The 12640-nt window shown below is 46.2% G+C and carries 10 protein-coding genes; 6 read left to right on the top strand and 4 right to left on the bottom strand.

Features of this window, described 5'->3' with window-relative positions; genetic code table 11:
• Window positions 1–2: 2 nt before the first annotated feature.
• Window positions 3–2069, top strand: coding sequence for a glycine--tRNA ligase subunit beta (glyS, locus tag DFP83_RS12495; protein ID WP_110576254.1), 2067 nt, complete (start codon window positions 3–5; stop codon window positions 2067–2069).
• 75 nt (window positions 2070–2144) lie between these two features.
• On the opposite strand, the gene gyrB is transcribed toward glyS, so the two are convergent.
• From gyrB to dnaA, 4 genes are read right to left on the bottom strand one after another with little or no spacing between them, the layout of a single operon-like run.
• Complete coding sequence (gene gyrB, locus DFP83_RS12490) at window positions 2145–4565, bottom strand: DNA topoisomerase (ATP-hydrolyzing) subunit B (RefSeq protein ID WP_110576252.1); 2421 nt, start codon at window positions 4563–4565, stop codon at window positions 2145–2147.
• A 2-nt stretch (window positions 4566–4567) separates the two neighbouring features.
• Window positions 4568–5656, bottom strand: a complete 1089-nt coding sequence (gene recF / locus DFP83_RS12485; RefSeq protein ID WP_110576250.1) for a DNA replication/repair protein RecF — start codon at window positions 5654–5656, stop codon at window positions 4568–4570.
• A 7-nt stretch (window positions 5657–5663) separates the two neighbouring features.
• Entirely contained in the window at window positions 5664–6767 is a 1104-nt protein-coding gene (gene dnaN / locus DFP83_RS12480; protein WP_110576248.1) for a DNA polymerase III subunit beta, read from the bottom strand.
• Window positions 6768–6799: 32 nt separating this feature from the next.
• Window positions 6800–8164, bottom strand: a complete 1365-nt coding sequence (dnaA, locus tag DFP83_RS12475) for a chromosomal replication initiator protein DnaA (protein WP_110576246.1) — start codon at window positions 8162–8164, stop codon at window positions 6800–6802.
• Between the two features lie 343 nt (window positions 8165–8507).
• On the opposite strand from dnaA, the gene rpmH reads away from it, so the two are divergent.
• The 5 genes from rpmH to mnmE all read left to right on the top strand — a co-directional run bounded on the left by rpmH (window position 8508) and on the right by mnmE (window position 12481).
• Window positions 8508–8642, top strand: coding sequence for a 50S ribosomal protein L34 (gene rpmH / locus DFP83_RS12470; RefSeq protein ID WP_040487621.1), 135 nt, complete (start codon window positions 8508–8510; stop codon window positions 8640–8642).
• Window positions 8643–8661: 19 nt separating this feature from the next.
• Window positions 8662–9033 carry a ribonuclease P protein component gene (rnpA, locus tag DFP83_RS12465; RefSeq protein ID WP_110576245.1) on the top strand — a complete coding sequence of 124 codons (372 nt, stop codon included), beginning with the start codon at window positions 8662–8664 and terminating at the stop codon, window positions 9031–9033.
• The gene (gene yidD, locus DFP83_RS12460; protein WP_110576243.1) at window positions 8988–9266 is read left to right on the top strand and encodes a membrane protein insertion efficiency factor YidD; all 279 of its coding nucleotides are present in this window, start codon (window positions 8988–8990) and stop codon (window positions 9264–9266) included. The genes rnpA and yidD overlap by 46 nt, the downstream gene beginning before the upstream one ends.
• Before the next feature lie 24 nt (window positions 9267–9290).
• Entirely contained in the window at window positions 9291–10955 is a 1665-nt protein-coding gene (gene yidC, locus DFP83_RS12455; protein WP_110576241.1) for a membrane protein insertase YidC, read from the top strand.
• Between the two features lie 122 nt (window positions 10956–11077).
• The gene (gene mnmE, locus DFP83_RS12450) at window positions 11078–12481 is read left to right on the top strand and encodes a tRNA uridine-5-carboxymethylaminomethyl(34) synthesis GTPase MnmE (RefSeq protein WP_110576239.1); all 1404 of its coding nucleotides are present in this window, start codon (window positions 11078–11080) and stop codon (window positions 12479–12481) included.
• Window positions 12482–12640: the final 159 nt, after the last annotated feature.

Genomic DNA, 12640 nt, shown 5'->3' with positions numbered 1-12640 from the left:
TTGTGAAGCAGGATACTTTACTCGTTGAAATAGGAACCGAAGAGCTTCCTCCGAAGGCACTTAAACAGTTAAGTGAAAGTTTTAAGCAAGGTATCGAGGAAGGTTTAACTAAGGCTGAGCTTGCCTTCAGCAGCATCAAAGCGCTTGCAACACCACGTCGGTTAGCCGTTGTGGTCACCGCTTTGCAGGGTCAGCAGCAAGACAAAGTGGTCGAAAAACGTGGACCATCCATTGAGGTCGCGTTTGATGAATCAGGTGAGCCGACCAAAGCCGCACAAGGCTGGGCTCGCTCGAATGGAATTGAGGTCAACGAAGCCGAGCGATTGGAAACCGACAAGGGCGCCTGGTTGCTTCATAAGGCCGAAGTTAAAGGTGAATCATTAGCTCAATTACTTCCCGGCATCGTCGAAGATGCGTTAAAGCGCCTACCTATTCCTAAACCGATGCGCTGGGGTGATTCCGATGCACAGTTTATACGTCCAGTGCATACCTTGTGCCTACTGTTTGGTGACGACTTAATTGACGCTAAGTTGCTCGATATTCAGAGTGGTCGCCATATTAACGCGCATCGTTTCCACGCGCCCGATGGTTTCGATATCCAGCATGCAGATGATTACGAAGCACAGCTCTATAAGCATCACGTAATAGCCGACCAGGCTAAACGCATGGAGCTAATCCGTTCTTCAATCAATGATTTAGCCTCTCAGTTAGGCGGCAAGGTAGAGTCTGACGAAGATTTGATTGAGGAAGTTTCAGCGCTGGTTGAATGGCCAGTAGCGCTGTCTGCAAGCTTTGATGAGCAATTCTTGGCGGTTCCGAAGGAAGCCCTCATCGTCACTATGAAAGACGATCAACGGTACTTCCCTGTCGAAGACACGCAAGGTCAACTTAAGCCAGTGTTCATCTTTATCACCAATATCGATAGCAAGGACCCTGAGCAAGTCATTAAAGGTAACGAACGTGTGGTTCGCCCTCGTTTGGCTGATGCACAGTTCTTCTTTGAATCGGACAAGAAGCAGACGCTTCGTACACGTCTCGATAAACTCGCAACCGTATTGTTCCAAAAGCAGCTTGGCACGATGAAAGATAAATCTGAGCGTATTGCGACATTGAGTGCACGTATTGCGAAGGCGCTCAATGCCGACTCAGACCAAGCTCACTTAGCCGGTGAATTGTGTAAAGCGGACCTTGTGACAGACATGGTGTCAGAGTTTCCTGAAACCCAAGGTGTGATGGGAAGACACTATGCGCTCAACGATGGCTTAGACACCGCAGTTGCGGATGCTATTGAACAACACTATTGGCCGAGGTTTGCCGGCGATAGCCTCCCTACTTCCGATGTAAGCCGCGCCGTTGCACTGGCCGATAAACTTGATTCGTTAGTGGGTATCTTTGGTATTGGTCAAACACCTAAAGGTGACCGTGACCCATTTGCTTTACGCCGTGCGGCGCTTGGCTTGATTCGTATTATTGTTGAGTCTAACTTAAATCTCGACCTGTATGACCTAATCGACGCAGCGATTGAAGGGTTCGGTGAGCGCATCAGTAATAAAGATGTACGCGAGAATGTTTTCGAATTTATTGTGGGTCGCTTCCGCCCTTGGTATCAAGAACAAGGCGTCGCTGTCGACGTTATTCAATCAGTCTTAGCTCGCGCTCCATCACGTCCTGCGGACTTTAACTTACGAATCCACGCCGTTGCAGCCTTTAAGCAACACGAGGCCGCAGAGAGCCTTTCAGCGGCTAATAAGCGCGTTAGTAATATACTTTCCAAGTCTGAAGGCGAGCTAACAGGTCAAGTGGATCATGATTTGCTAAAGGCGGCTGAAGAAAAAACCTTGGCGGCACAAATATCTGAGACAGAGACAAGTGCAGAGCCAGAAATTGCTGCTGGCAATTATGAAGGCGCGCTGACACGAATGGCTGCATTGAAGTCACCTATCGATGACTTCTTCGAGAATGTAATGGTCAATGATGACGACCCAGCTATTCGTCAAAACCGCTTGAACCTTTTGTATCAACTACGCGGTATGTTCTTGCGTGTTGCTGATATTTCCTTGTTGCAGTAATCAAAGCCGCAATAATAAAAAACCCGCTCAATGAGCGGGTTTTTTTGTGCTTATTTATAAGCGGTTTGCCTTGCGTTAAACGTCTAGGTTTGCCACTTTCAATGCGTTTGATTCAATGAAGTTACGACGAGGTTCAACGTCATCACCCATTAATGTTGAGAACAACTGATCTGCGCCAATTGCGTCTTCAATCGTAACCTGAAGCATACGACGAGTTTCAGGATCCATCGTGGTTTCCCACAGTTGCTCTGGGTTCATTTCACCAAGCCCTTTATAGCGCTGCACATAAAGGCCACGCTTAGACTCGGAAATTAACCATTCAACTGCCTCAACAAAGTGAGAAACTGACTGACGCTTTTCACCACGAGTAACGTAACCACCCTCTTCAACCAATGCGTGAATTTCTTTACCGACGGTGACGATTTGCTCGTAATCCTTCGACATTAAGAATTCATAGTTCAGCGGGTAATCCGTATCAACGCCGTGTTGGCGAATGCGTGTGGTAGGCAACCACATCTTACGTTCAGTGTCTTCATGCAACGAAATCGTATAGGTTGCTGAATCCACTTCACGTGCTGTCAGATCATCATTTAATTGCTGAGCCCATTCTTCCATATATGCTTTATCGCGTAACGCGTCGTCAGTTAAACGAGGTGCGTAGAATAAGCGCTGCAAAAACTTCTCAGGGATACGACGAGACAAACGTTTAATCGTTTCCTGCGCCAACTGATAACCGTTAACCAAGTTCTCGAGGTGTTCACCGCCAATCCCAGGTGCTTCAGCGGTTGGGTGCAGAGAAGCATTATCCAGCGCTAGACTGGTTAAATAACGAATCAGTGCTGGATCGTCTTTAATGTAAGTCTCTTGCTTACCCTTTTTAACTTTATAGAGAGGCGGCTGAGCGATATAAATGTAGCCACGCTCAATGATTTCCGGCATTTGACGGTAGAAGAACGTCAGTAGCAACGTACGAATATGTGAACCATCCACGTCGGCATCCGTCATGATGATGATACGGTGGTAACGCGTTTTATCTGGATCATATTCATCACGCCCGATACCACAACCCATCGCGGTGATCAGTGTACCAACTTCTTGAGATGATAGCATCTTATCGAAACGTGCTTTCTCTACGTTAAGGATTTTACCTTTTAGAGGAAGTATTGCTTGGTTCTTACGGTTACGACCTTGCTTAGCAGAACCGCCCGCAGAGTCACCCTCCACAATATAAAGTTCTGATAGTGCGGGGTCTTTTTCTTGGCAATCCGCCAACTTGCCTGGTAACCCTGCAATATCAAGGGCGCCTTTACGACGAGTCATTTCTCTCGCCTTACGGGCAGCTTCGCGCGCTCGCGCGGCGTCAACAATCTTGTTGACGATAAGCTTGGCATCCTGAGGGTTCTCTAATAGGAAGTCCGACAAACGTTCGTTCATAGCCTGCTCTACCGCAGACTTGACCTCAGACGAGACTAATTTCTCTTTGGTCTGAGATGAGAATTTTGGATCGGGTACCTTAACTGAAATAACTGCCGTCAAACCTTCGCGAGCATCATCACCGGTGGCAGCGGTTTTAGTTTTCTTGGTGAACCCTTCCTTCTCCATATAGCTGTTCAGTGTACGCGTTAACGCCGCACGGAAGCCGGCTAAGTGAGTACCGCCATCACGTTGTGGAATGTTGTTAGTGTAGCAATAAATATTTTCTTGGAACGAGTCGTTCCATTGCATGCTAACTTCAACGGAAATTCCATCTTCTTCACGTTCACTGGTGAAGTGGAACGGATTTGGATGAATCGGGGTTTTTGCCTTATTAAGATAAGTAACAAAGGCTGAAATACCGCCCTCGTACTTGAACTCATCTGAACGGTCATCACGTTCGTCAGACAAACGAATAGCTACGCCCGAATTCAAGAATGACAGCTCACGTAATCGTTTCGCTAGGATATCGTAGTGGAACTCAGTATCTGAAAAGATATCAGCACTCGGCCAGAAGCGAAGTTCTGTACCAGTTTGGTCTGTATCGCCGATTTGCTTAACATCGGTCTCAGGCTCGCCTAAATGATAGGTTTGCTCGTATACGTGGCCTTGGCGTCTGATCGTTAGCTTTAACTTATCAGATAGTGCGTTTACAACTGACACACCCACACCGTGCAAACCACCAGATACTTTATAAGAGTTATCGTCAAATTTACCGCCCGCATGCAGAACCGTCATGATGACCTGTGCTGCTGACACGCCCTCTTCTTCGTGAAGATCGACAGGAATGCCACGCCCATCATCACGGACCGATACTGAACCGTCTGAGTGGATACGAACATCGACACCTGTACAATGACCCGCAAGCGCCTCATCGATTGAGTTATCTACTACCTCAAAAACCATGTGGTGCAAACCAGTGCCATCATCGGTATCGCCGATATACATTCCCGGGCGCTTTCTTACCGCATCAAGTCCTTTTAGAACCTTAATACTCGAGGAGCCGTAATTGTTATCTGACATAATTAATTCTCAGTTTGTTGTTTCAATATCCCGTGTTCCACGTGGAACATTCTCGGATTTTGTTTAAACAGCCGAGCAACGGGTTCAGAGTCAATAGCTGTGATAAAGCTTTGACATCCCAGTTGCTCGAGAGCTGTTATAAATTTTTTCTGATTAGCCTCGTCCAATTCAGAGGTAATATCATCGACTAAAAAAATGCAGCTGCTATCTTTCTTCGCATTATAGTGGGCAGCTTGCGCGAGCTTAAGACTCGCGACTAACAATTTTAATTGACCACGCGACAACACTAACTTGGCATCTATACCATCAATTAAGAGCTTCAAATCGGCTTTATGTGGCCCAACCGAAGTATGACCATAGCGTCGGTCACGTTCGGTATGTTTTTCTAACGCTTCAGAAAGGTCGGAATTCTGCTCCCAACCCTGCTTTAAACTAACTTCCAGTTTAACATCCGGCAGAAAGAATGTTGCACTCTTTGTAATGAAATTTTCAATTTCTTGTATATACCGAGTGCGCAGCTCATTAATATCTTGCCCTAAGCGCGCGAGCTGTGCCCGCCAAAAACTATCTTGCCGTGGATCCCCCTTACTTCTGAGCAAGTGGTTCCTCTGCTTTAATGACTTTGTATACGCGACCCACAGCTCATAAAAAGAATGTTCCACGTGGAACACACCCCAATCCATAAACTGGCGACGTAAACTTGGACCGCTTAAAATCAACTCAACAGATTCGGGTGTGAATAGCTGGACAGGAATATGACGCGCGATCTCTGACAATCTGTGAACTGTATCTCCGTTCAATCTGAGCTGGGTTTCGCCATCGCTTGTGCGACGCACACCGAGTTTTACCACTTCGCCTACATCTGACAGCGCTTCGCAAAAAACCGTAAATTCTGATTCATTGTGATTAATAAGCTGCTTGTAGCCACCAGGACGAAAGCTTCGACCAAACCCTAAAAGGTATATCGCCTCGATGAGTGAGGTTTTGCCGGAGCCATTCACACCGCCTATCAAGTTCGCGCTGGGAGACGGCTCCAAATCAAACCGCTTAAAATTCCGAAAGTTATTTGTCTTAAGCGCGTTCAAACGCATAAACGTTTTACAGCCTCATCGGCATTACGACATAGCAGCACGAGTCGTCATCTTTAGGTTCAATTAATGCACTGCTATTAGCGTCTGATAAGATAAAGCATACTTCCTCTGTCTCGATGTTATTTAACACATCGAGCAAATAGCTAACGTTAAAACCAATTTCAATCGCTTCCCCATCGTAGCCGACTTCAATCACTTCTTCGGCTTGCTCCTGCTCTGGGTTCGTTGCAGTAATACAAAGCTCACTTGCGCCTATATTTAAACGCACACCACGAAACTTCTCATTCGACAAAATTGACGCACGCCCAAATGCTTGACGCAGTAAATCGCGATCAGCAAAAATTTGCTTATCGCCACCTTGAGGCACAACACGGCGGTAATCCGGAAAGCGTCCATCAACAAGTTTACTTGTAAACACAATGTCGGCTGTTTCTACACGAATGTGGTTGTTTCCGATCGCTACCGACACTTCAGAGTCGTCGTCATTAAGTAACCGAAGCAACTCGACCACGCCCTTTCTCGGCACGATAACCTGTCTTTGACTTAATCCAGGTTGCTCAATATAACAATTACTCATTGCTAAGCGATGCCCATCTGTCGCCACCGAGCGCAGCATATTTGCGTCAGTTTCAAAGAGCATCCCATTGAGATAATAACGAACATCTTGGTTCGCCATAGAAAAATGCGTCTTCTCCATGAGTCGCTTTAACGTATCTTGCGAAGTAACAAAGTTGACTTCACTCGACCAGTCCTCAATGTTTGGAAAGTCATCAGCGCTGAGAGAGCTTAATTTGAACTTACTGCGACCGGAGCGAACACGAACACCCTCATCGTCTCCGACTAACTCAATCGGCGCCTCATCAGGAAGACTACGTACGATATCCAATAGCTTCTTAGCCGGCACGGTCACCGTCCCATCACCACCGGACGAATCAACATTCACCGATGAAATCAGCTCAACCTCAAGATCGGTGCCGGTAAGGCGCAAGGTATCACCCTCAACCTTAAGCAATAAGTTAGACAGAATTGGAAGCGTATGCCTGCGCTCAACTGCTCCGCTCACAATTTGTAGAGGTTTTAAAAATGCATCTCGGCTTACCGTAAATTTCATTGATGAGTCCCCTGTTGAGAGTGCCGTTCCAATTAAGAGGATAGCGTCCTAATCAGATTGCGGTAGTCTTCTTTAATGTCGTGTTGTTCTTCTTTTAGTTCCTGAATCTTGCGGCACGCATGTAACACCGTTGTGTGATCGCGCCCGCCAAACGCATCGCCGATTTCAGGAAGACTGTGGTTCGTGAGTTCTTTCGCCAACGCCATCGCTAATTGACGAGGACGAGCCACAGACCGACTTCTTCGTTTAGATAATATATCAGCTAATTTGATGTTGTAGTATTCAGCGACTGTTTTCTGAATATTATCAATGGTCACCAGCTTTTCTTGCGCTGCAATCAAATCACGTAACGCCTCACGGACAAAGTCGATAGTTATTGGACGTCCAGTCAATGACACGTTAGCTACGACACGGTTAAGCGCGCCTTCGAGCTCACGCACATTCGATCGCAAACGCTTCGCTATAAAGAATGCCACCTCATGCGGCATATGTAACCCACGTTCCTCAGCCTTCCGAATCAAAATCGCAACACGCGTCTCGAGCTCTGGTGGCTCAATAGCAATCGTCAAACCCCAGCCAAAACGTGACTTAAGCCGGTCTTCAACGCCGTCTATCTCTTTCGGGTAAAGATCGCTCGTCATAATGATCTGCTGGTTACCCTCAAGCAAGGCATTGAACGTATGAAAGAATTCTTCTTGAGAGCCCTTCTTGTTGGCAAAGAAGTGGATGTCATCAATTAGCAACGCATCAACCGATCGGTAATACTTTTTAAATTCATTTGTCGAGCTATTACGTATCGAGTTAACCATATCCTGAACAAATCGTTCCGCTCGAATGTAAAAGACTTTGGCATCCTTCTTATGTTGCATAATGCCGTTACCCACAGCATGCAATAAGTGCGTTTTACCTAAGCCGGTACCACCATATACAAACAACGGGTTATAAACCCCACCCGGGTTCTCAGCAACTTGAATCGCCGCCGCACGAGCAAGCTGGTTACTCTTACCCTCAACGAAGTTGTCAAAGGTGTACTCTGGGTGAATGTTGCTTTCAAAGGATTCCGAACGCAGCGGATTGTCTGAGCCTCGATTAACTTGGCTACGACGTTGACTGGCTCTTGGTTGACTCGCCGTGCGCGCCGGTGCAGCACTACTTACGTTGCCGACTTCAAGCACTACATCGGGCGCTTTGTCATCGGTCAGTGCGCTGAGGTAACTATTGATGGTATTTAGGTACTTATCGCGTACCCAATCAAGGGAGTAAATATTTGGAGCGTAGAGGGTTAAGATATCGCCATTCAGCTCAGACTGCAGTGGTCTGATCCACGTATTGAACTGCTGCAACGGCAATTCTGCTTGCAGTCGCTCAACACATTGTTGCCAAAGCGAATTATTCACACTACCTACTCCCTTTTAGTTATAATTTTATTGCTGTTAAGTTTACTCTAGATTAGCTAAAATCGCCACCAATAAAAGAGCTACAGCGATAGAAAGTTGATTTTTTGAGCAAGCGCGTGAAATTGGATAACATATTTTTATCCACAATGCGTGACGCCTCTACACACTAAATTGTGGATTAAATTATTTTGCTTCTGTCTGATTTTTTGACCTAAATACATTGACTAAAGCACCGAGGATCGAGTAAGATCCGCGCTCACAATTTTTTACCTTCACGTTTGGTGACTCAGAAGATTTTCGGCCAGCGTGGGAAAGTAACAATCTGACCGATGGAATTAATGTTATGAAAAGAACTTTTCAACCAAGCGTATTAAAACGCAAGCGCACCCACGGTTTCCGTGCTCGTATGGCAACCAAAAATGGCCGTAAGGTTATTGCACGTCGTCGTGCACGTGGTCGCAAAGTATTAAGCGCATAAGATAGATAGTGTCCATTCAGTGACGCACTATCATTATGGACGGGAGTTAAGACTCTTAACTCCCTCGCACTTCCAGACGGTTTTCGATAATCCTCCCGTTAAAGCTGTCACAGCGCATATCACCATGCTTGCCTGCCCTAACCAACTTGGGCATCCCAGAATTGGCGTTACTATCAGTAAAAAACGTGCTAAAACAGCGGTCGCTCGGAATCGATTCAAGCGTCAAGTGCGCGAGACTTTCAGACTAAAACAGCATGACATTCCAGCCTTCGATATTGTCATCATTGCTAAACACGGCATTGATACACTGGATAGTGCTCAAATGGCTGATACGTTAAATTATCTATGGCGAAAATTAGCAAAGCGTTGCAAGCAATACCAATCGGCCTGATTAAATTTTATCAGCTGGTTATTTCGCCCATAATCGGCCCTCGATGTCGTTTTTATCCATCGTGTTCACATTATGCCTGTGAGGCTATACAGAAACACGGTACAATACGCGGCATTGGGTTGGCAGCACGAAGGCTTAGCCGTTGTCATCCGGGTTCCGAAGGTGGTTTCGATCCTGTGCCGGAAGTTTCTTCTGATAACATCGAACCGAATCATTCACAGTCAAAGAAATAGACAAGTAATAGAGACGAAATCATTATGAATTCGCCACGCTCGATACTATTGGTTGCGTTTATTGTTGTGTCGTTCTTTTTGTTCCAGCAATGGACAATCGACACTGCCCCAGGCACGAAAGCGCCTCAGCAAACACAACAGACAACGCAACAAACCGAAAACCAAAATAGCGCTGCTGTACCTCAAGCAGGGTCAAATACGGCTGATTCCGCAGTACCAGAGAGTAACAGCCCTAACGCTATTACCAGTAATGGTCGCCTTATTACCGTTGTAACCGACGAACTCGAATTAAAAATCGATTTGAACGGCGGTGATATCGTTTCAGCAAAACTACTTGAGTTTGCTGCAACACTCGATTCTGAAGAACGGTTTCAATTATTAAAGCGTAATAGCAACCACATCTATATTGCACAATCAGGGCTTATCGGTCCGCAAGGTATCGACTCGAACAATGGTCGTGCGCAATATCAGGCAACTCAAGAACGCTATCGCTTAGAAGGCGATACCCTTGAAGTACCGCTTACCACTCAAACCGAGTCAGGTTTGCAAGTGACTAAAACCTTTGTCATCAAACGCGGTCATTATGATATTGGTGTTAACTACGCAGTTGAAAACCAAGGCTCTGAAGCGGCGCAATTTCAGTTCTATGGTCAGTTACAGCAAACCATGGCTGCGGGCGAAAGCGGCAGCATGATTATGCCGACCTACTTCGGTGCTGCTTACTCGCAGGACGAAGATAAATTTGAGAAGTACCCGTTCGATGACATGCGTGAGAAAAAGCTTAATGTCACAACCGAGAGTGGTTGGGTCAGTATGCTACAGCATTACTTTGTCGCTGCGTGGGTTCCAACTCAAACTCAACAGAATAAATTCTATTCGCAGGTAACCCGTTCAAATCAAGCAGTTATTGGCGTTTTATACCCATCGACGACGGTTCAACCTGGCACCTCACAAACCATCAATTCAACTTTGTTTGTTGGTCCAAAAGATCAAGATGCGATGGCACAAGTTGCACCTTACCTTGATTTGACCGTCGACTACGGCTTCTTGTGGTGGTTAGCGCAGCCGATCTTCAAGTTACTGCAATTCTTACAAAGCTTTGTGATTAACTGGGGTCTGGCAATCATCCTCGTTACCGTCATTATCAAAGCCTTACTGTTCCCGCTGACAAAAGCACAGTACGTCTCGATGGCGAAGATGCGCTTGCTTCAGCCTAAGATGAAGTCACTGCGTGAGCGCTATGGTGACGACCGTCAGAAAATGGGCCAAGCAATGATGAAGCTGTACAAAGAGGAAAAGGTGAATCCTCTTGGCGGCTGCTTACCGATGTTATTGCAATTACCCATTTTCTTGTCACTTTATTGGGTACTACTCGAAAGTGTCGAACTGCGTCATTCATCGTTTGTATTCTGGATCCAAGATTTATCAACTAAGGACCCATACTACATATTGCCTATTTTGATGGGTGCCAGCATGTTCTTCATGCAGCGTCTACAACCGACGCCGGCGACTGACCCTATGCAACAGAAGTTGTTCCAGTATATGCCTGTCATATTCACGGTCTTCTTCTTATGGTTCCCTTCAGGGTTGGTGCTGTACTGGTTAGTCAGCAACCTGATTACCATCGCTCAAATGCTCATTATCTATAACGGGCTTGAGAAAAAAGGCATAAACGTTCGCGGAAAATAACTGCAGAACGCAACCAACAAAAAGCCCGGTTTCGACCGGGCTTTGCTTTTTCTGAGCGACTAGTAGCGATTTTCTTGTACACTAGTCGTTAGTTTTTTCTATTTAGCGTTGAGGTCCGAACTATGAACCCATCAGTACATGAGCCAACGATCACAAACAACGAATTCAGTAATGATAGTATCGTGGCACAGGCCACACCGCCAGGTCGTGGTGGCGTAGGTATTGTTCGTGTTAGCGGTCCTCAAGCTGAACACGTTGCTCATGCATTAATTGGTCATTGCCCACCCGTACGAAAGGCCGAGTACGTTCCTTTTTATGATAAAGACGGCCAACTACTCGACGAAGGTATCGCGTTATTTTTTAAAGGTCCCAACTCGTTTACTGGCGAGGACGTGCTTGAACTTCAAGGACACGGCGGACCTGTTCTTATCGATATGATTATTAAAGCGATTCTTGAACTACCTGATATTCGCCCTGCTCGCCCTGGCGAATTTAGCGAACGGGCATTCCTAAACGACAAACTCGACTTAACCCAAGCTGAAGCGATCGCCGATCTCATCGATACTAATTCTGAACAAGCCGCTAAAGCCGCTCTACAAAGCTTAAAGGGCGAGTTTTCACATAAAATTGATGTCCTCGTCGATGCCGTGATTCATTTACGCATGTACGTTGAGGCGGCTATTGATTTTCCCGACGAAGAAATTGATTTTCTCTCAGATGGGAAGGTTGCCACTGATTTAGCTGAAATCATTGATCAGTTGTTCCATATAGAGCAACAAGCCAAACAGGGTACATTGATGCGCGAAGGTATGCGTATTGTTATTGCTGGCCGCCCAAATGCCGGCAAATCAAGTTTGCTAAACGCATTAGCCGGTCGTGAATCCGCAATCGTTACAGAAATTGCTGGCACAACCCGTGATGTGCTTCGGGAGCATATTCAGATTGATGGCATGCCACTGCATATCATCGATACCGCAGGGCTAAGGGAGTCGCCCGACCAAGTCGAACGTATTGGTATTGAACGCGCATGGGATGAAATCCGGCAAGCCGACCGTGTATTGTTTATGGTGGATAGCCAAGACACCAGTGCAATCCATCCCGACGATATTTGGCCGGAGTTCTTCGCGCAGTTACCCGATGACATGCCATTTACCGTCGTGCGCAATAAAGTCGATCTGACACAAGAAAGTATTGGCTTAACTGAGCATAATGGCATCCCAGTGCTTCAACTCTCGGCAAAAACAGGTCATGGGATCGAGCAATTACGTGAGCATTTAAAACATTGTGTAGGCTATAGCGCAACATCGGAAGGCAGCTTTATGGCTCGCCGCCGCCACCTTGATGCGTTAGAAAAAGCCAAGTCTCACTTATTATTAGGGCAAGAGCATCTTGAACTGAACTTAGCGGGTGAATTGCTTGCCGAGGAACTACGACTCACGCAGCAGCATCTCAGCGAGATCACGGGTGAATTTACCTCTGACGATTTGCTCGGACAGATCTTTGGTTCGTTTTGCATTGGGAAGTGAAACGGCCAAAAAGATCGAAAAGCATCCAACCAAATTCAAATAAGCCATTGTTTTATAAAGAAATTTATTCTATTTCTTTGCAAGCAGTTTGATCCGTTTTGCCCCCTCTTGCTCCGTGTGTGCTCCGAGTATAAATTTTCGGAGCACTCGGAGCACAAA

It is taken from the genome of Idiomarina fontislapidosi, from assembly GCF_003226255.1.
Taxonomy (GTDB): domain Bacteria; phylum Pseudomonadota; class Gammaproteobacteria; order Enterobacterales; family Alteromonadaceae; genus Idiomarina; species Idiomarina fontislapidosi.
This window is presented reverse-complemented; position numbering and strand designations above follow the sequence as displayed.

Coding starts and splice junctions, on each gene's coding strand:
- mnmE (WP_110576239.1), top strand. CDS start 11,078: ATGAACCCATCAGTACATGAGCCAACGATCACAAACAACGAATTCAGT.
- gyrB (WP_110576252.1), bottom strand. CDS start 4,565: ATGTCAGATAACAATTACGGCTCCTCGAGTATTAAGGTTCTAAAAGGA.
- yidD (WP_110576243.1), top strand. CDS start 8,988: ATGGCGAAAATTAGCAAAGCGTTGCAAGCAATACCAATCGGCCTGATT.
- rpmH (WP_040487621.1), top strand. CDS start 8,508: ATGAAAAGAACTTTTCAACCAAGCGTATTAAAACGCAAGCGCACCCAC.
- dnaN (WP_110576248.1), bottom strand. CDS start 6,767: ATGAAATTTACGGTAAGCCGAGATGCATTTTTAAAACCTCTACAAATT.
- recF (WP_110576250.1), bottom strand. CDS start 5,656: ATGCGTTTGAACGCGCTTAAGACAAATAACTTTCGGAATTTTAAGCGG.
- yidC (WP_110576241.1), top strand. CDS start 9,291: ATGAATTCGCCACGCTCGATACTATTGGTTGCGTTTATTGTTGTGTCG.